The 18,120-nt window shown below is 72.2% G+C and carries 16 protein-coding genes; 4 read left to right on the top strand and 12 right to left on the bottom strand.

Annotation, left to right across the window (positions count from 1 at the left end):
• Nucleotides 1-60: 60 nt before the first annotated feature.
• The 8 genes from OG357_RS04860 to OG357_RS04825 all read right to left on the bottom strand — a co-directional run bounded on the left by OG357_RS04860 (nucleotide 61) and on the right by OG357_RS04825 (nucleotide 8,942).
• Nucleotides 61-1,617 carry a glycoside hydrolase family 43 protein gene (locus tag OG357_RS04860; protein WP_329619944.1) on the bottom strand — a complete coding sequence of 519 codons (1,557 nt, stop codon included), beginning with the start codon at nucleotides 1,615-1,617 and terminating at the stop codon, nucleotides 61-63.
• Nucleotides 1,614-2,459, bottom strand: coding sequence for a PmoA family protein (locus OG357_RS04855; protein ID WP_329619943.1), 846 nt, complete (start codon nucleotides 2,457-2,459; stop codon nucleotides 1,614-1,616). The genes OG357_RS04860 and OG357_RS04855 overlap by 4 nt, the downstream gene beginning before the upstream one ends.
• On the bottom strand, nucleotides 2,456-3,625 hold the full coding sequence (locus OG357_RS04850; RefSeq protein ID WP_329619942.1) for a Gfo/Idh/MocA family protein: 1,170 nt from the start codon (nucleotides 3,623-3,625) through the stop codon (nucleotides 2,456-2,458). The genes OG357_RS04855 and OG357_RS04850 overlap by 4 nt, the downstream gene beginning before the upstream one ends.
• A gap of 41 nt (nucleotides 3,626-3,666) precedes the next feature.
• Nucleotides 3,667-4,566: a carbohydrate ABC transporter permease gene (locus OG357_RS04845; protein ID WP_329625487.1), complete on the bottom strand. Its 900-nt coding sequence runs from the start codon at nucleotides 4,564-4,566 to the stop codon at nucleotides 3,667-3,669.
• Between the two features lie 14 nt (nucleotides 4,567-4,580).
• Complete coding sequence (locus OG357_RS04840) at nucleotides 4,581-5,519, bottom strand: carbohydrate ABC transporter permease (RefSeq protein WP_329619941.1); 939 nt, start codon at nucleotides 5,517-5,519, stop codon at nucleotides 4,581-4,583.
• A gap of 138 nt (nucleotides 5,520-5,657) precedes the next feature.
• On the bottom strand, nucleotides 5,658-7,379 hold the full coding sequence (gene araD, locus OG357_RS04835) for an L-arabinonate dehydratase (RefSeq protein ID WP_329619940.1): 1,722 nt from the start codon (nucleotides 7,377-7,379) through the stop codon (nucleotides 5,658-5,660).
• Entirely contained in the window at nucleotides 7,376-8,278 is a 903-nt protein-coding gene (locus tag OG357_RS04830; protein ID WP_329619939.1) for a dihydrodipicolinate synthase family protein, read from the bottom strand. The genes araD and OG357_RS04830 overlap by 4 nt, the downstream gene beginning before the upstream one ends.
• A gap of 13 nt (nucleotides 8,279-8,291) precedes the next feature.
• On the bottom strand, nucleotides 8,292-8,942 hold the full coding sequence (locus OG357_RS04825; protein WP_329619938.1) for a GntR family transcriptional regulator: 651 nt from the start codon (nucleotides 8,940-8,942) through the stop codon (nucleotides 8,292-8,294).
• Nucleotides 8,943-9,186: 244 nt separating this feature from the next.
• On the opposite strand from OG357_RS04825, the gene yicI reads away from it, so the two are divergent.
• Together yicI and OG357_RS04815 are read left to right on the top strand one after the other, a co-directional pair.
• Nucleotides 9,187-11,436, top strand: coding sequence for an alpha-xylosidase (gene yicI, locus OG357_RS04820; RefSeq protein ID WP_329619937.1), 2,250 nt, complete (start codon nucleotides 9,187-9,189; stop codon nucleotides 11,434-11,436).
• 265 nt (nucleotides 11,437-11,701) lie between these two features.
• A complete protein-coding gene (locus OG357_RS04815) occupies nucleotides 11,702-12,883 on the top strand; it encodes a Cmx/CmrA family chloramphenicol efflux MFS transporter (protein ID WP_329619936.1) in 1,182 nt (393 codons plus the stop codon).
• Between the two features lie 166 nt (nucleotides 12,884-13,049).
• Here the strand turns inward: OG357_RS04815 and OG357_RS04810 are convergent, their stop codons facing one another.
• Nucleotides 13,050-13,310 (bottom strand): hypothetical protein, encoded by a 261-nt coding sequence (locus tag OG357_RS04810; protein ID WP_329619935.1) that lies wholly within the window; start codon nucleotides 13,308-13,310, stop codon nucleotides 13,050-13,052.
• Entirely contained in the window at nucleotides 13,307-13,765 is a 459-nt protein-coding gene (locus OG357_RS04805; protein ID WP_329619934.1) for a hypothetical protein, read from the bottom strand. The genes OG357_RS04810 and OG357_RS04805 overlap by 4 nt, the downstream gene beginning before the upstream one ends.
• A gap of 133 nt (nucleotides 13,766-13,898) precedes the next feature.
• On the opposite strand from OG357_RS04805, the gene OG357_RS04800 reads away from it, so the two are divergent.
• Nucleotides 13,899-14,699, top strand: a complete 801-nt coding sequence (locus OG357_RS04800) for a helix-turn-helix domain-containing protein (RefSeq protein ID WP_329619933.1) — start codon at nucleotides 13,899-13,901, stop codon at nucleotides 14,697-14,699.
• A complete protein-coding gene (locus tag OG357_RS04795) occupies nucleotides 14,696-14,890 on the top strand; it encodes a DUF397 domain-containing protein (RefSeq protein ID WP_329619932.1) in 195 nt (64 codons plus the stop codon). The genes OG357_RS04800 and OG357_RS04795 overlap by 4 nt, the downstream gene beginning before the upstream one ends.
• Here OG357_RS04795 and OG357_RS04790 read toward each other — a convergent pair.
• Entirely contained in the window at nucleotides 14,881-15,135 is a 255-nt protein-coding gene (locus OG357_RS04790) for a hypothetical protein (protein ID WP_329619931.1), read from the bottom strand. The genes OG357_RS04795 and OG357_RS04790 overlap by 10 nt on opposite strands.
• A gap of 36 nt (nucleotides 15,136-15,171) precedes the next feature.
• Nucleotides 15,172-18,051, bottom strand: coding sequence for a glycoside hydrolase family 3 C-terminal domain-containing protein (locus OG357_RS04785; RefSeq protein WP_329619930.1), 2,880 nt, complete (start codon nucleotides 18,049-18,051; stop codon nucleotides 15,172-15,174).
• Nucleotides 18,052-18,120: the final 69 nt, after the last annotated feature.

The following is an 18,120-nucleotide window of genomic DNA, read 5'->3' as shown; positions in this document are numbered from 1 at the left end:
CTTCTCTCGGGGTCTTGCGGGGATGGGGAGGGGGTGGGGATGTGGGGGAGTCAGTGGTGTTCAGGCGGTGACGCGGAACGCGGAGAACACGGCCGTCCCGGCGTGTCCCGTGCCTTCCGGCGCGCCCGCGAACAGACCGAGCAGCGCACCGACCCAGCGCCAGGGCGTGGCGGCGAACTCCGGCCCGAGGCGGACCGGGCCCTCGGTGTCGTCGGAGGAGTACGAGAACCGGCAGCGTGCGTCCGCCGTGACGTCGATCCGCAGCAGGACCCGGTCCCCGGCCACCGGCCGGGAGTGGGCGGCGTCCCGCTCGCGGTCGGCGTTGGCCGGGGCGAAGCGGTGCGTCAGCCGGACCGTGCCGTCCGGGGCGCGTTCCAGACCGATCCAGGCGTACGCGTCGCCGAGGACCACGAGCCCCGCGCGGGCCCCGGCCGCCTCGCCGTCGAGCCGCAGCCCCACCTCGACCGTGCACGCCCCGGCCGGCAGCCGCTGGGTGAGGACGTGCGGCACGCTCCGCAGATCGTCGAGCCGCTCCGTACGGACACAGCCGAGGCGCAGGCCGTCGCCCGCGTGCTGGGTTGCCCAGCCCTCGTCCGGGTTGGCGGTCCACTGCCACTGGCGGCCGAACCGCCCGCCGGGGAAGGTGTCGTCGACCGCGGGCCGCGAGGGCGGCTGTTCCGGCAGGTCCGGCTTGCGGTGGACGCGGACGGGCGCGCCTCCGTCGCCGAGCACCGGCCAGCCGTCCGCGCCCCAGCGCATCGGCTGGAGGTGGACGAGCCGGCCGTGCGCGCCCGACTGCTGGAAGTGCAGGAACCAGTCCTCACCGCGCTGGGTGCGCACCCAGCCGCCCTGGTGGGGGCCGTTCACGTCGGTGTCGCCCTGCGCGAGGACGGTCCGCTCCTCGTACGGGCCGTGGAACGAGCGTGACCGGAAGGCGCCCTGCCAGCCGGTGGCCACGCCCCCGGCCGGGGCGAGGATCCAGAACCAGCCGTCGTGCCGGTACAGCTTCGGGCCCTCCAGGGTGAACCAGCCCGGGATCAGGTCGGCGTCCACGAGGACCCTGCCCTCGTCGAGGACCTTCGTGCCGTCGGGGCTCATCCGGTGCCCGGTGAGCCGGTTGTTGAACCCGGCGCGGGATTTCGCCCACCCGTGGACGAGGTACGCCTCGCCGGACTCCTCGTCCCACAGCGGACAGGCGTCGATGAGCCCGAGCCCCGACTTCACCAGGTGCGGAGCGGTCCACGGCCCGCGCACCGAAGGGGAGTTGACCTGGAAGATGCCGTGGTCGGGGTCGCCCCAGAAGATCCAGAACCGGCCGTCGTGCCGGCGCAGGGAAGGCGCCCAGACCCCGCGGTCGTGCCGGGGCGCCGTGAACGCGGCGGCCGGTTCGAGCCGCTCCAGGGCGTGGCCCACGAGGGTCCAGTTGACCAGGTCCCGGGAGTGCAGCAGCGGAAGCCCGGGGGCGCGGCCGAAGCTGGACGCCGTCAGGTAGTAGTCCTCGCCGACCCGGACGACGTCGGGGTCCGACCAGTCGGCCGCGAGGACCGGATTGCGGTACGTACCGTCGCCCAGGTCGCCGGTGGCGGCCGGCGGGGCCGCCGTACGGGCTCCGCTCACGAGGCCACCGCCTTGCGGACCAGGGCGGCGGCGCCGGGCCGGTCGAGCCGGCCGTCGGCGACGACGGTGACCACCCGCCGGACGAACGTCTCCCCGGCGGCCACCGGCAGCCGGCCGTCGTGGGCGAGGGACGAACCCACGCCCGGGTACTCGGCGGCCCGCACGAACCACGGGTCGCGGCGGGTCGTCTCCGTCGCCCCGGCGAAGACCAGGGTCCAGCCCTCGCCCGCGAGCGCCACCCAGTCGGAGCGGGCGCCGTGCGCCGACTCCTCGCCGTCGGAGTCCGCCCCGAACACCACGGGTGCGGCCGCCTCCTTGGGCGCGCGCCAGAAGAACCCGCCGTACGCCGCGCCCGGCCGTCCGTTCGTGGCGGGGCTGCCGATCGACAGGTCCCGCCCCGACACGTTGGCGAGGGAGAAGGTGAGGTCGAGCGCCCACGCGGAGCCCGTGAGGGCGGTGGCCGCCACGGTCCGGTGCTCGCGAAGGAGCCGCTCGCCCGCCGCCCACCAGGTCAGCTCCTCGACGAAGCCGTCCGGGTCGCACAGCTTGAACCCGTCGTGCCGCTGCACGCCGTGGTTGTCGAGCTCGACCGAGCCGCGGTCGCGTACGAAGGTGCGCCCGCCCCAGAAGTTGTGGCCCGCGACGTCGGCGACGGCGACGCCCGCCCCCAGGTGGTGCGGATGGTCCTCGGGCACGGTCTCGGTCACCACCCGCCCGGCGAGCGTCGTCACGGGGTGCAGATACGGCCGGGGCGCGTGGTCGAGGGCCAGCGGGGGCCGGGTGGTGTAGCGGGCGACGGTGCGGCCCGCGCAGCGCAGGAGGGTCGGCGGCTCGGTGGTCATCGGGCCTCCACCCGGGTCGACGGCGCCCAGGCGGCGCCGAGTTCGGAGAAGAGCCGCAGTTCGTCGGCGCTCGCGTCGACCAGCGTGTCGATCCCGTCGACGACCCGGCGCGGCGCGCTCTCGCCGGGCTCGGTGTGCCAGTGCGCGGCGGGTATCCCGCGCGGGTCCGGAGCCGTACGGACCGCCTCGACGACCCGCATGAACGCGCCGGTCTCCGCCGGGGGCACCCACAGTGGCTCGCCGTCCGTCACATGGGCGACGAGGTTCTCCAGGAGGTCGGTCCGCCCGTACTCGGTCTCGACCGGGCCGTGTCCGGCCCGCTGCACGAGGACCCGGTCCTGCCGGTACCAGAAGGTGATGCGGCCCTGGCTGCCGTGGACGACGACGTACGGCTCCGAGGACTTCTCGGCGCAGAGCGTCGCCGCCACCGTCACCGGGGTGCCGGCCGCCGTCAGGACCCGTACGCAGGACGTGTCGTCGGACTCGATGGCGTGGGCATGGAGCAGCTCCGCCTCGATGTGCTCGACGTCCTCGGCCCGGGGGGAGCCGGACAGCGCGAGCGCCGTGGCGACCGCGTGCGCCAGGGGGTTGGTGAGCGCCCCGTCGACGACGTCGACGCCGCCGAGCCGCCGGTGACCCGCCCACGGCGCGCGCCGGAAGTAGGCCTCGTCACGGACCCAGGCACCGGCGGCGCCGACACCCAGAAGCTCGCCGATCGCGCCCTCCTCGACCATCCGGCGGATCGCGGGCACCGCGTGCGAGCCGAGCGACTGGAAGCCGATCTGACAGGCCACCCCGGCCGCCTCGACCCCGTCGGCCATCCTGCGGAACTCCGCGAACGACGGGGCGGGCGGCTTCTCCAGGAGGATGTGCGCGCCGTGCCGGGCGGCGGCGAGCGTCATGTCGGTGTGGGTCTGGATCGGCGTGCTGAGCACGGCGATCCGGGCGCCGGTGGAGGCGAGCAGCGCCTCGAAGTCGGCGGACTGCTCCGGGTCCCCGATGCCGTCGAGCTCGGCCGCGTCCAGCGGGCGCAACTCGCAGACCCCGGCGAGGCGGACGAGCCCGCGCTCTTCGAGACGCCGGATGTTGAGGAGGTGGCTGCGGCCGTGGCCGCGGGCACCGGCGAGAACAACCGGCAACGGGGCTCGGGTGGTGACGATGTTCATGTCTTCCTTGTGTGTTTCGTGCTTGCTCGTCGCTTCGCGGCTCATCCCTTCACCGCCCCGGCGCTGAAGCCGGTGACCAGCCACTTCTGGATGAAGGCGAAGACGATGACGACGGGGACGGCGGCGATGACCCCGCCCGCCGCGAGCGCGCCGAGGTCGACGCTGTCGGCGCCCATGAGGGTGTTGAGACCGACCGGGATCGTCTGCTTGTCCTGGCTGCTCAGGAACATCAGGGCGAAGAGGAAGTGGTTCCAGGCGTGGACGAAGGCGAAGGAGCCGACGGCGACGAGGCCGGGCCGCAGCAGGGGGAGGACGACGATCCGGAAGGCGCTGAAGCGGTTGCAGCCGTCGACCCAGGCGGCCTCCTCCAGGGAGTACGGCACGTTCCTGATGAAGCCGCTGATGAGGATCATCGACAGCGGGAGCTGGAAGACGGTCTCGGCGATGATGACCGAGCCGAGGGAGTTGATCATCCGCAGCTCGGCGAAGATCTGGAAGAGCGGGACGAGCAGCAGGGCGCCCGGCACGAACTGCGAGCAGAGCAGGGCCAGCATGAAGCCCTTCTTGATCCGGAAGTCGAAGCGGGCGAGTGCGTACCCCCCGGCCAGCGCGACGACCGTGGTCATGACGAGCACCGCGACGCCGATGAGCAGGCTGTTCTGGAAGAAGACGCCGAAGCTGCGCTCCGTCCACACCTTCTCGAAGTGCTGGGTGGTCATCGGCCACGGCAGGAGCGAGGTGGAACCGGCCGGCCGCACCGCGAACAGCAGGATCCAGTAGAAGGGGACCAGGGTGAAGATCAGGTAGATCCCGAGGGGCAGGTAGATCTGCCAGCGGGGGACCTCGTCCCAGGCCGGGCGGCGTTTGCGGCCGGCGGCCGGCGGGGTCCGGTCGGGGGGCGGGGGTGCCTGCGCGGCCCCGGGGGCGGGGGCGGCGGTCAGGGTGGACTCGGCTGTCACTTGCCGTCGCCTCCGAACTTGCTCAGGCGCAGATAGACCATCGAGCAGAAGAGAAGGATCACGAACGCCACCGTGGTGAGGGCGGAGGCGTATCCGAAGTTGTGGGCGTCGACGCTGGTGTGGGCGATGTACAGCGGGAGGGTGGTCGTCTCGCCCGCGGGGCCGCCGCCGGTCAGCGTGTAGAGCAGGTCGACGTTGTTGAACTCCCACACCGCGCGCAGCAGTGTGGACAGCACGATCGCGTCCCGGATGTGGGGCAGCGTGATGTGCAGGAACTGGCGGATCCGGCCCGCCCCGTCGACCTCGGCCGCCTCGTACAGGTCCTTCGGTACGGACTGGAGGTCGGCCAGGATGAGGATGGCGAAGAAGGGCACCCCGCGCCAGAGGTCGGCGACGATCGCCGCGGGGAAGACGGTCGCGGTGTCGGAGAGCAGGGACGTGCCGTACTCGCCGAGGCCCAGGTCCGCGAGGTAACGCGTGATGCCGGTCTGGGAGTTGTACAGCAGCACCCAGATCGCGGAGGTCAGCACACCCGAGACGGCCCATGGCGAGAAGACGAGGGCCCGGCCCAGGGCACGGCCCACGAAGGTCTGGTTCACGATCAGGGCGAGGGCGAGGCCGAAGAGCAGCTGGAGGGTCACCTCGACCACGACCCACTTCAGGCTGAAGGACAAAGTCCCCCAGAAGTGCGGGTCGTCGGTGAAGATCCGGGTGAAGTTGTCCAGGCCGGCGAAGCCGTTCCGCCAGGGCTTGGTGGGGTTGTAGTGCTGGAGGCTGTAGTAGAAGACGCTGAGCACCGGGTAGGCGATGAAGCCCAGCATCAGCAGTCCGGCGGGGGCGATCAGGAGATACGGCAGTCGGCGGGGGGCCGCTCCCGTGCGGCGGCGCCTCCGTGCCGTTTCGGCCTGGGGCGGTGAGGTCACAGCTGAGGCCATGACGGCGGCTCCGTTCTCGGTGAAGCGCTTCGCGAACGACGTTCGAGATTTCGGACAGGTGGGGCGAGGGCGGGTTTCGGGTGGGTTTCGGACGGTGCTTCGGGCGGTGCTGCGGACGGTTGGCCCCCGCGGGCGGGCTCAGCCCGCGTACGGATCGGGGGTGGTTCCCGGCCTGGCCAGGAACGCGAAGTCGCAGCCGGTGTCGGCCTGGGAGATCTGCTCCATGTAGAGCGCGCCGTAGCCGCGCTCGTACCGGGCCGGAGGAGGGGTCCACTCGGCCCTGCGGCGGTCCAGCTCCTCGTCCGTGACGTGCAGGTGGAGGGAGCGTGCCGCGACGTCGAGGGTGATCGTATCGCCCGTACGGACCAGGGCAAGGGGTCCGCCGACATGGGACTCGGGCGCCACGTGCAGCACACAGGCCCCGTAACTCGTCCCGCTCATCCGGGCGTCGGAGATCCGGACCATGTCCTTCACCCCCTGCTCCAGGAGGTACGCGGGGATCGGCAGCATCCCGTACTCCGGCATGCCCGGACCGCCCTTGGGGCCCGCGCCGCGCAGCATGAGGACGTGGTCGGCGGTGATGCCGAGCGCCGGGTCGTCGATGGTCCGCTGCATGGTCCGGTAGTCGTCGAAGACGACCGCGGGACCGGTGTGCTTCAGCAGCCGCGGATCGGCCGCGATGTGCTTGATGACCGCGCCGTCCGGGCAGAGGTTGCCCCGCAGCACCGCGACCCCGCCCTCGGCCGCCAGCGGCCTAGACCGGTCCCGGATCACGTCGTCGTCGTGGACGAGGGCGCCGGCGAGCTGCTCGCGCAGGGTGGCGTGCGAGACCGTCGGCCGGTCCAGGTGCAGCACGTCGGTGAGCCGCGAGAGGAAGCCCGGCATCCCGCCCGCGAAGTGGAAGTCCTCCATGAGGTACCGGCCGCCCGGCCGGAGGTTCGCGAGGACCGGGACGGTCCGCGCGATCCGGTCGAAGTCGTCGAGCGTGAGCTTCACCCCGGAGCGCCCGGCCATCGCGATCAGATGGATCACCGCGTTGGTCGAGCCGCCGAGCGCCAGGACGGCGGCGACGGCGTCCTCGTACGCCTCCCGGGTCAGCAGCCGTGACAGCCGCAGGTCCTCCCGTACGAGCTCCACGATCCGCAGCCCCGAGGCCGCGGCCATCCGGTCGTGGCCCGAGTCCACCGCCGGCACCGAGGAGGCGCCCGGCACGGTCACGCCCAGGGTCTCCGCGGCGGCGGTGAGCGTGGAGGCCGTCCCCATGGTCATGCAGTGGCCGGGCGAGCGGGCCAGGCCGCTCTCCAGCTCGGCCATCTCGCAGTCGCCGATCCGTCCGGCCCGCTTCTCGTCCCAGTACTTCCACATGTCCGTACCGGAGCCGAGGGTCTCGCCGCGCCAGTGGCCGGGCAGCATCGGACCGGCCGGGACGAAGACGGTCGGCAGGTCGACGGAGGCCGCGCCCATCAGCAGCGCCGGCGTCGTCTTGTCGCAGCCGCCCATCAGGACCGCCCCGTCCACCGGGTACGAGCGGAGCAACTCCTCCGTCTCCAGGGCGAGAAGATTGCGGTAGAGCATCGGCGTCGGCTTCTGGAAGGTCTCCGAGAGGGTGGAGACCGGGAACTCCAGCGGGAAGCCGCCCGCCTGCCACACCCCCCGCTTCACCGCCTGCGCGCGGTCGCGGAGATGGACGTGGCAGGGGTTGATGTCGGACCAGGTGTTGAGGATCGCGATGACCGGCTTGCCGAGGTGCTCCTCGGGCAGATAGCCGAGCTGGCGGGTGCGGGCGCGGTGGCTGAACGAGCGCAGCCCGTCCGTCCCGTACCACTGGTGACTGCGCAGCTCCTCGTGCTTCCTCGTCACATCGGCCACCCGGCGGCTATCGTCGCGACCTCGGCCCGCTCGCTCTCCGGGAGTTCCCGGCTCGGCGGGCGGATGTCGCGGCGGCACAGGCCGAGGGAGGCGAGGGCCTCCTTGACCACCGTCACGTTGTCGGCGCTGCCGTTCGCCGCGCGCAGCTCCTCGAAGCGGCGGATCCGCTCCCAGACCTTCATCGCGGTCGGGTAGTCGCCGGCCCGCAGCGCGTGCAGCATCTCCAGGGAGAGCGCGGGGGAGACGTTGACGAGACCGGAGGTGAAGCCGGTCGCGCCGCTCGCGAAGTAGGAGGGGGCGTAGGGCTCGGCGAGCCCCGCCACCCACACGAAGCGGTCGAGGCCCGCGTCCCGGGCGAAGCCGGCGAACCGGGAGGCGTCCGGGACGGCGTACTTCACGCCGATCACGTTGGGGCAGGCGGCGCCGAGTTCGGCGAGCCGGGCACCGCTGAGGAGCGGGTTGCGGAGGTACGGGACGACACCGAGCTCCGGCACGGCCTCGGCGATGGCCCGGTGGTAGTCGACCCAGCCGCTCTCGGAGACGTACGGGTGCACGGGCTGGTGCACCATCAGCATGTGGGCCCCGGTGGCGCGGGCGTGCCGGGCGGCCTCGACGGCCGTCGGCACGTCGTGGCCGACGCCGACCAGGATCACGGCGCGGTCCCCGGCCTCCTCGACGGTCGCCTCGGTGAGGGAGCGGCGCTCCTCGGGGGTGAGGGCGTAGAACTCGCCGGTGTTGCCGTTCGGCGTGAGGGTGCGTACGCCGCCGTCGAGCAGCCGGCGCAGCAGCGTCCGGTGCGCGGCGGTGTCGACCGAACCGTCCTCGGCGAACGGGGTGACGGGGATGGCCACCACATCGGCGAGGGCGGCCCTCAGGGTCTCGAAATCCATGCTCACTCGGTGCTCACTCGCTGTTCAGGCGGGAGTGGGGAAAGGCGCGCTCGACGAACGAGGCGATGTGGTCGTGTACGGCCAGGCCGGCTCCCGCGGCATCGCCCGCGGCGGCGAGCCGCAGGATCTCCTCGTGCTCCGCGGCCTCGCGCTCCCAGGAGGGGACGGCTGCCCAGGCGACCGTGGAGACCAGGGCGGCCTGGTCGCGGACCTCGTCGAGCATCCGGCCGAGCAGCGGATTGCCGCAGGGCAGATAGAGCGCGCGGTGGAAGTCCCGGTTCGCCAGGGACCGTTCGGCCGGGTCCTCGGCCCCGGCGGCCCGGCGCAGCGCCTCGTGCGCCGCGTCGAGCGGGGCGGCGGAGGCGACGGCGCGGCGGACCGCCTCGGGCTCCAGGAGCAGGCGCACGTCGTAGACCGAGCGGGCCATGTCCGCGTCGACCATCCGGACCGTGACGCCCTTGTACTGGCTCATCACCACGAGCCCGCTGCCCGCCAGGGTCTTGAGCGCCTCGCGCACCGGGGTCTTCGACACCCCGAAGCGCGCGGCGAGTTCGGTCTCCACGAGCGCCTGGCCGGGTCTGAGCCCTCCGGTGAGGATGTCGTGCTTGATCGCTTCCAGGACGTACTGGGTGCGGGACGGGATGGGGCTGGGGGCGAAGGCCATGGAGCACTCTCAGATCTCGTGTATCGCGTCTCATATATGACGTACGAAGTGCAACGGGCATGAAGCTATGGGGGCGTTCGTGTTTCGTCAATGCTTCGCGCAAACGCTTTCTACGGGACTGGTCCACCGTTTTGTTTTCTGGGATAACTATTGGGGCTCGGTGCAGCCCCCCTCCTGCCTTGGTGCAGCCCCTCCTCCCTCGGCGCAGCCCTCACCTCACCTCACCCCACCCCCAAGGACCCGCATGAAGTTCACCGACGGCTTCTGGTTGATGCGCGAGGGCGTCCACGCCTCGTACGCCACCGAAGTCCGCGATCTGCGCGCCGAAGCCGACCGCTTCACCGCCTACGCCTCCGTCAAGCGGGTCGCGACCCGCGGCGACACCCTGAACTCGGCGCTCCTGACCGTGGAGTGCCGGTCGCCCGCCGAGGGGGTGATCGGGGTCCGCGTCACCCACCACGCGGGGAAGGCCCACCGGGGCCCGGACTTCGCCCTGGCGGAGGGCTCCGGCTCCGGAACCGTCGTGGTCGAAGGCCCGGTCGTCGAACTCGCCTCAGGACCGCTGCGCCTGCGCCTGGACCGCTCGAAGCCCTGGACCCTGGACTTCAGCGACACGGAAGGCAGGCCCCTCACCGAGGCGGGCCGCAAGGGCACCGCGTTCGTCACCACCGCCGACGGCTCCCACCACATGGCGGTCCAGCTCGCGCTCGGCGTCGGCGAGCAGATCTACGGACTCGGCGAGCGCTTCACGCCCTTCGTGAGGAACGGCCAGAGCGTCGACATCTGGCAGGCCGACGGCGGCACCAGCAGCGAACAGGCCTACAAGAACATCCCGTTCTACCTCTCCTCGCGCGGCTACGGCGTCTTCGTCGACCACCCCGGACGGGTCTCGTTCGAGGTCGGCTCCGAGGCCGTCGGCCAGGTCCAGTTCAGCGTCGAGGACCAGAGCGTCGAGTACTTCGTCGTGGCGGGCCCGACCCCCAAGGAGGTGCTCGCCCGCTACACCGCGCTCACCGGCCGCCCGGCCCTGCCCCCGCCGTGGTCCTTCGGCCTCTGGCTCACCACCTCCTTCACCACCCGCTACGACGAGGAGACCGTCACCTCCTTCGTCGACGGCATGGCGGAGCGCGGCATCCCGCTCTCCGTCTTCCACTTCGACTGCTTCTGGATGCGCGAGTACCAGTGGTCGGACTTCCGCTGGGACCCCGAGACCTTCCCCGACCCGGAAGGCATGCTGGCCCGGCTGAAGGAGCGGGGCCTGCGCGTCGGCATGTGGATCAATCCCTACATCGCGCAGAAGTCCGCGCTCTTCGAGGAGGGCGCGGCCGGCGGCTACCTGGTCAGGCGGCCCGACGGCGACATCTGGCAGTGGGACCTGTGGCAGCCCGGCATGGCCCTGGTCGACTTCACGAACCCGGCGGCCCGGACCTGGTTCCAGGACAAGCTGCGCCCACTGCTCGCGCAGGGCGTCGACTGCTTCAAGACCGACTTCGGCGAGCGGATCCCCACCGACGTCGTCTGGCACGACGGCTCGGACCCCGAGCGGATGCACAACTACTACGCCCAGCTCTACAACCGGACCGTCTTCGAGCTCCTGGAGAAGGAGCGCGGCACCGGCGAGGCCGTACTGTTCGCCCGCTCGGCGACCGCGGGCGGCCAGCAGTTCCCCGTCCACTGGGGCGGCGACTGCTGGGCCTCGTTCGAGGCGATGGCGGAGTCGCTGCGCGGCGGACTCTCGCTCTCCCTCAGCGGATTCGGCTTCTGGAGCCACGACATCGGCGGCTTCGAGGGCACCCCGGAGCCCGAGGTCTTCACGCGCTGGCTCGCCTTCGGCCTGCTCTCCTCGCACAGCAGGCTGCACGGCAGCGACTCCTACCGCGTGCCGTGGGAGTTCGGCGAGGAGGCCGTCGAGGTCGCGCGCCGCTTCACCCGGCTCAAGCACCGGCTCATGCCGTACCTGTACGGGGCGGCCGCAGAGGCCCACGCCACGGGCGTCCCCGTCATGCGGCCCATGCTCCTGGAGTTCCCCGGCGACCCGGCCTGCCGGACCCTGGACCGGCAGTACATGCTCGGCCCCGACCTGCTCGTCGCCCCGGTCCTCACGACCGGCGGCGAGGTGGAGGTGTACCTGCCGGCGGGGGAGTGGACCCACCTCCTCACGGGCGAGACGGTCACAGGACCCGGCTGGCGCCACGAGACCCACGCCCTCGACAGCCTCCCGCTGTACGTCCGCCCCGGCGCCGTCCTGCCCCTCGGCGCGGACGACTCCCGCCCGGACGGCACCTGGCTCGACGGCCTGACCCTGCTGACGGCCCCGGGCGCCGCGCCCGGCACGACGACCACGGTCACGGTCCCGGACCACCGGGGCGCCCCGGCCGCCGTGTACCGGGTGACGCGCACGCCGGAGGGCCTGCGCGCGGAGGCGACCGGCACGGAACTCCCGTACGAGGTGCGGAGCCTGGGGACGGGGCCGGGGGAGTCGCCCGGCCTGTGAGAACGGACGGGCCCCGATGGGATCCGCGCGGAAACGGCGTGTCCACGCCCGTGGTGGTCGGGTAGCGTGCGGGGCATGTCGAGCCCCGAAGCATCCAGGGTGGGGGCTTTCGGTCACGCCGTCAGCCCCCTGAACCCCTGAGTCCGCAGCTGAGTCCACAGCTCGTTCGCCGTCCGCCGCATGCGGCGAGGCGTGTGTTCGTGGGTGCTGACCGCGGTGACGAGACGAGTCCTCTCGTACTTCTCCTCACCCCGGAGCCCTCTCGATGCCTCTCCCGCTCTACCTGCTCGCCCTGGCGGTCTTCGCCATGGGCACATCCGAGTTCATGCTCGCCGGCCTGCTGCCGGACATCGCCGCCGAGCTCGACGTCACCGTCGGCACCGCCGGTCTCCTCACCTCGGCCTTCGCCGTGGGGATGGTCGTCGGCGCCCCGCTCATGGCCGGGCTCGCCCGCGGCCGGTCCGGCCGGACCGGACTCCTCGGCTTCGTCGTCCTGTTCCTGGCCGCCCATGTCGTCGCCGCCCTCACCACGAGCTTTCCGGTCCTGCTCGCGACCCGGGTGGTCGCCGCCCTCGCCAACGCGGGGTTCCTCGCCGTCGCCCTGACGACCGCCGCCGCGCTCGTCCCCGCCGAGCGGAAGGGGCGTGCGCTCGCCGTCCTCCTGTCCGGTACGACCGTGGCGACGATCGCCGGGGTGCCGGGCGGTGCGCTGCTCGGCGCGCTCTTCGGGTGGCGTGCCGCCTTCTGGGCCGTCGCCCTGCTGTGCCTCCCGGCGGCCCTCGGCATCGTCCGGGGCGTCCCCGCCCGACCCGCGCAGCAGGAAGACGGGGCCGGCCGCCCCGCCCTCGGGGACGAACTCGCGCGGCTCGGGAGCCCGCGGCTGCTCTTGGCCATGCTGCTCGGCGCCCTGGTGAACGCCGCGACCTTCGGCAGCTTCACCTTCCTCGCGCCCCTCGTGACCGGGACGACCGGTCTCGGCGGGCTCTGGCTCCCCGTCGTCCTGGTGCTCTTCGGTGCCGGTTCCTTCGCCGGGGTCACCGTCGCGGGACGGCTCGCCGACCGGCGTCCAGGGCTCGTCCTCGCGACCGGCGGGCCGCTGCTGCTCCTCGGCTGGCCCGTCCTGGCCGTCCTCGCCGAGCGGCCCTTCGCGGTGCTGGTCCTCGTGTTCGTGCTGGGCGCCCTGTCGTTCGCCGTGGGCGCCACCCTGATCACGCGGGTCCTGTACGAGGCGACGGGAGCCCCCACCATGGCCGGCGCGTTCGCGACGGCCGCGCTCAACACCGGCGCCGCCCTCGGGCCGCTCGTCGCCGCGAGCGCCCTCGGCACCGCGGCCGGCGACCGGGGGCCGCTCTGGGCGAGCGGCCTGCTCGTCGCGGTCGCGACGGTCGTCGCCCTCGCCTGCCGGACGGTGCTCGCGACCGATCGCCGGGCGGCGACTGCTGAGTGACGAGGAAGGGCCCTCCTCCGCAGTTCGGGGAGGGCCTACGCTCGTCCCGTGATCGGCACCCCTGAGCACTGGACCGTTCGCCACTTCTCCCAGGCCAACCCGTCGGGTCCGGGCTGCGAGGCCTGGGGTGGAACGGTGATCGGCGAGGTGGCGTCGGCGGCCGTGGTCAGCCACTGCCTTCCCCGCCCGCGGCCTCGGTGGTCACCAGCGCGATGTACTCCAGGCGGACGGCGAACGTGATGTGCCCGGTGGCTGCGGTGTGCGACTCGCACCCGACCGCGCGGGTCCCGGGTTGCGGTGTCGGCTCCGACTCCCATGCGCATCCACCGTCCATGCAGCGTGCGGTCATGGTGAGCTCGGACTCCTGTCCGGGGTACCGGCCCATGCGATAGACCGGCGGCGCGGGCACCGCTGCCGCCGTGGTCACGGCAGCTTCCTGGGAAGCGTCGACTTCGGCTCGTCGTGCGGGTGGTTCCGGATCTCGACCCGGAAGTCCGCCGCCGCCGAATCGTCGTGCGTCCGGAGGTGGTGCCGCTCCCGTTCGGCCGCGATCGCGCACGTGGCGCAGCCCGGAGCCGGCACGGCGGGCGGCACGAGATCCACCGAGAGCACCACCGGAGGCTCCGGACAGGTCTGCTGCGGGCGGGGCGCCGCCGTGACCGGGGTGGTGAGCACGCGGATCAGCGCGCGTTCGTCCTCGGTCGGCCGGCGCAACTCGGACGGTGCCGCCGTCCACGCGATTCCTCCGCCGGGCCGTTGCAGATGGACGAACTCGCCGTCCCAGGCGGTCACCTTCCCGAGGCGGAGCTGTCCCTCGGGTGTGTCTGCCGCCATGAACGTTCCGAGGTCGGGGACCGGTGTCGGGCGGTCGCTTTCGGGCATGGGCGTTCCTCTCTGTAGCGAATCCACTACTGGGAGCTGCCAGGGTGACCTACAGTCAGAGAGTCCTCAACGTACGGTTTTCTGAGGGAGAGTTGTGGTCAATCGCAAGGAGCTGGACCCGGACAGTGGGCCCATGGCCGCGTACGGGGCGCGTATGCGCAGGCTGCGCGAGGAGCGGGGTTGGACGCAGGAGGAGCTGGCCGAGCGAACGAGGTACTCCAGCAAGCACATTTCCGGCGTCGAAACTGGCAGGAGACCCGCAACCCTCAAGTTCTCGGGGGCCGTCGACGCAGCATTCGGGCTGACGGGAACGGATCAGTCGTTCGATCGAGAGTGTCGGCAGGTGCGGCACGGTGTGCTTCTGGAGGGCTTCCCGGAGTACGTCCATCAGGAGCGAAAGGCCGTAGAGCTCCGATTGTTCGAGATCGGGATCATCCCGGGGCTCCTCCAGACGCCCGAGTACGCACAAGCTCTGGCGGCAAGCTCCGTCGCACGCGGGAGCATCACAGCAGATCAGTCTGCGGAGCGGTTGGCGTTCCTGGCCGAGCGGCAACAGATCTTGGAACAGCAGCGCCCGCCGATGGTCTTCGTCGTGATGGACGAGAGCTGTATCCGTCAGCTGGTCGGTGGCCCCGACGTCATGGCCGCGCAGCTCGACCGGCTCATTGATTTCGCGGCGCGCCCGCACACGGTCATCCAGGTCTCACCGTTCGCGATAGGGGAGAGGCGTTCGCTCAACCGGCCCGTGACGCTGGCGACTCTGCCCGACCGAGCCGTGCTCTCCTACGCAGAGTCGCAGGCCCAGGGGAACTTGGAGCGAGAGAGCGGAGCCGTGGCGTCCATGCTCACGCTCTACCATCACCTTGTGGCGGAATCGCTCTCCCAGGCGGACACCGTGGCCATGATCAGAGAAATCCGAAAGGGCATGTTGTGACGACCGAGTCCCCCCGCTGGTTCAAGTCCTCCTACAGTGCCGACGGTGGCCAGTGCGTGGAGGTCGCCCACAACCTCGTTCCCACACGTGGAGTCGTCCCCGTCCGTGACTCCAAGGTTCCGACCGGTCCGACCTTCGCCGTCTCCGCCGCCGCCTTCGCCGTCTTCGTCGACTCGGTGCGTCAGCGGTAGTCGTCCGGGTGGCCCTGCATCCACGTGTTGATGAAGTCGCGGGTGCCGACGAGCAGCTTCTCGTGCTTCTTCAGGTTCTCGAAGGAACTGTCCCCGGCCAGCGTCTTGTTGAGCTCTGCGATCTTCTGGATCGGCTCGGGGAAGCGTCCGGGCCCCTTGGGGTCGGCCTTCATCGCCCCGTCCAGCTCCTGGAGTTCCTTGTGGATGACGTGCGGGTCATGATGAGCCCCCAGGCAGACGAGCACGCGAGCCTACCCGGGGGCGTCGGGCTTCCCGGTCCCTCAGCCGGAGAAGGCGACGTGCGCGAGGCGCAGCGGCCCGCGTAGTTCGACGCGGAGGTCCGTCACGTCCCGGACGTGGCAGGGCGCCCCCACGGTGGTGTGGTCGTACGGGCCGTCCGTGGGCTCCACCGTCACGCGGGCCAGCTCGGCCGTCCCCGTACCGGCGAAGAACGTCACCTCGCCCGCCCCGGCGGCCGTCACGGCCAGTTCCGTGACGCCGTCGCCGAAGTCGCAGGCCCGGTAGACGAGCGTGCCCGGCACGTCCGGATCGGCCGGGGTCACCGCGTCGCCGGAGACCCGGGAGCGGTCGACGATCACGGTCGCGGTCTGCTCGTCGTAGTCGACGGCCTCCAGCCCCGTCTCCAGGACCGGACGCGGCCCGGGTGCCGTACCCGGCACCTCGACGCGGACCGTGCGGCGCACGTCGGTGCTGGAGGTGCCCGCGAGGAACTCGTACGGCCCCGGGTCCACCGCCCACCGGCCGTGGGCCACGTCCCAGAAGCCGAGCGCCGTCACCGGGACGGTGAAGGAGAGCGCGCGGGACGCGCCGGGCGTGAGGTGGACCCGTTCGTGGGCGAGGAGTTCGCTGTGCGGTCGCGGCACGGAGGGCGCCACGGCCCGCCCGTACACCTGGACGACCTCGTCCGAGGCGACGGCGCCGGTGTTGGTGACGGTGCAGGAGATCCGTACCTCCTCGCCGTCGACCGCCGCCGTCAGCTCCTCGTACCCGAAGGTCGTGTAGGAGAGGCCGTGGCCGAAGGGGTAGAGCGGGGTGCCGTCGAAGTACAGGTACGTCTGGCGGCCGCCGATCACGTCGTAGTCGAGCATCCCGGGCAGGTCGGCGTCCGCCGCGTACCAGGTCTGGGGGAGCCGGCCCGCCGGGGAGACGCCACCGGCCAGGATCCGGGCGAGCGCCGTGCCCGCAGCCTGGCCCCCGTGCGCCGTCCACAGCAGGGCCGGGAGCGTGGCGGCCGCCTCCGGCACCGCGTACGGGTAGGAGGAGACGAGGACGAGCGCGGTCCGGGGGTTCGCGGCGTGCGCGGCCCGCCACAGCCGGTCCTGGTGTGGGGGGAGCGCGAGCGTCGTACGGTCCTCGGTCTCCCGGCCGTTGACGTGCGGGTCGTTCCCCGCGACGACGATCACCACGTCCGCGCCGGCGGCGGCCCTGGCGACCGTCTCCTCGCCCCGTTCGACCGTCTCGATCGAGAACACTTCGGCGGATTCCCGGTCGGCGGCAACCTTCACGCCGTCGGCGGCGACAGAGACGTACCCACCCGTCCCGAGGTGCAGAAGGAGGTGTCCGTCCCCGTGCCCGTCCCCATGGGCTTCGAGCCGGAACGTCTCCTGGACGACCCAGCCGCCGGGCTCGTCCGCCGAGGCGCGGACGAACCCGTCCTCGGCGACCGAGAGGTACCGGCCGTCCGGCGCGCGCAGCGTCAGCACCCCGTCGCCCCAGTCGATCAGAGCCAGCTCGGAGCCCTCCGCGTCGGTGGTCAGGGGCGGCAGATCGGTACGGCCGGCGAGCAGGGCCGGGTCGAGCGCGACCTCCGTGTCCCGTGCCTCGGCCTCCGTCCCGCTCTCCGACACCCGCAGCCACGTGCCCGACGCGGTACGCAGCCGGATCCGGTCCACCCCCTCGGCGAAGCTCACCCGCTCCGGCCCGAACCGCTCCCGCAGTCCGGCGAGCGGGGTGGAGCGGTGGAGCAGCGAACCGCTGTACCAGTCCAGCTTGCAGGCGTCGGCGAGGAGACCGACGACGGCGATCCGGACCCCTTCCGTCGCCGCGATCGGCAGGAGCGGGCGCCCCTCGCCGGCCGGCGGCTCGTTCCTGAGGAGAACGACCGCCGCCTCGGCCGCCTCACGGGCCAGCTCCCGGTGTTCGGGGGTGTCGAACCGGCTCTCGTCCGCGTACGGATCGAGGTCCGGGTCGAACTCGCCGAGGAGGAACCGTACGGTCAACTGCCGCCGCACCGCCCGGTCCACGTGCGACCGGTCGATCAGACCGCGCTCCAGTGCCCCGCGCAGCCGGTCCAGGGTCGGCGAGGCGTCCGTCCCGTGGTCGGTGAAGGAGTCGACCCCGGCGCGCAGCGAGGCTGCCACGGCCTCCTCGTGCGTGGCGAAGTACCCCTGGGAGTCGGCCAGGTTGGACGGGGCGCCCGCGTCGGAGCAGACGAGCAGCTCCTGGTCCGTCCAGCTCCGCAACTCCTCCTCCAGGTAGGGGGAGAGGTGGTTCGGGCGGCCGTTGACCAGGTTGTACGCGGGCATCACCCCGGCCACCGCGCCCGCCTCGACGGCGCCGCGGAACGCCCGCAGGTCGTACTCGTGCAGGACGCGGGGACGTACGGATGCGGAGGAAGTGTCGCGCGCCGCCTCGTTGTTGTGGGCGAGCCAGTGCTTGAGGACCGGCGCGGTGCGCCAGTACAGCGGATGGTCGCCACGCAGCCCGCGGGTGAACGCGGTCGCGATCGCGGAGGTCAGTGCGGGGTCCTCCGCGTACCCCTCCTCGCCGCGGCCCCACAGCGGGTTGCGCAGCAGATTGACCGTCGGCGCCCAGACGTTGAGGCCGACCCGGTCGTCCTTGGCTCGCATGGCCCGCGCCTCGCGGGACACCGCCTCGCCGACCCGGCGCACCAGCTCCGGGTGCCAGCTCGCGCCGAGTCCCACGGCCTGCGGGAACACGGTCGCGGGGCCCATCCAGGCGACGCCGTGCAGGGCCTCCTGCCCGGTACGGAACGCGGCGAGACCCAGGCGGTCGACGCCGGGCGTGAACTGGTGGAGCAGGGCCAGACGTTCGTCGGCGGTGAGCCGGTCGAGGAGATCGTCGACCCGCCGGGCGACGGGAAGGGCCGGGTCACGGAAGGGCGGCCGGTCTGCGGTCACGTGCGAGTCCCTTGGCAGAGGAGGATCAGGAGGATGCTGCGGGAGATTTCGAAGCGCTTCGATGCTCTG

The organism is Streptomyces sp. NBC_01255 (assembly GCF_036226445.1).
GTDB lineage: Bacteria > Actinomycetota > Actinomycetes > Streptomycetales > Streptomycetaceae > Streptomyces.
This window is presented reverse-complemented; position numbering and strand designations above follow the sequence as displayed.

Bases quoted from the DNA above. Each gene is read 5' to 3' on its own strand.
- OG357_RS04855 (WP_329619943.1), bottom strand. From the start codon at position 2,459: ATGACCACCGAGCCGCCGACCCTCCTGCGCTGCGCGGGCCGCACCGTC.
- OG357_RS04850 (WP_329619942.1), bottom strand. From the start codon at position 3,625: ATGAACATCGTCACCACCCGAGCCCCGTTGCCGGTTGTTCTCGCCGGT.
- OG357_RS04840 (WP_329619941.1), bottom strand. From the start codon at position 5,519: ATGGCCTCAGCTGTGACCTCACCGCCCCAGGCCGAAACGGCACGGAGG.
- OG357_RS04830 (WP_329619939.1), bottom strand. From the start codon at position 8,278: ATGGATTTCGAGACCCTGAGGGCCGCCCTCGCCGATGTGGTGGCCATC.
- OG357_RS04825 (WP_329619938.1), bottom strand. From the start codon at position 8,942: ATGGCCTTCGCCCCCAGCCCCATCCCGTCCCGCACCCAGTACGTCCTG.
- yicI (WP_329619937.1), top strand. From the start codon at position 9,187: ATGAAGTTCACCGACGGCTTCTGGTTGATGCGCGAGGGCGTCCACGCC.
- OG357_RS04815 (WP_329619936.1), top strand. From the start codon at position 11,702: ATGCCTCTCCCGCTCTACCTGCTCGCCCTGGCGGTCTTCGCCATGGGC.
- OG357_RS04805 (WP_329619934.1), bottom strand. From the start codon at position 13,765: ATGCCCGAAAGCGACCGCCCGACACCGGTCCCCGACCTCGGAACGTTC.
- OG357_RS04800 (WP_329619933.1), top strand. From the start codon at position 13,899: ATGGCCGCGTACGGGGCGCGTATGCGCAGGCTGCGCGAGGAGCGGGGT.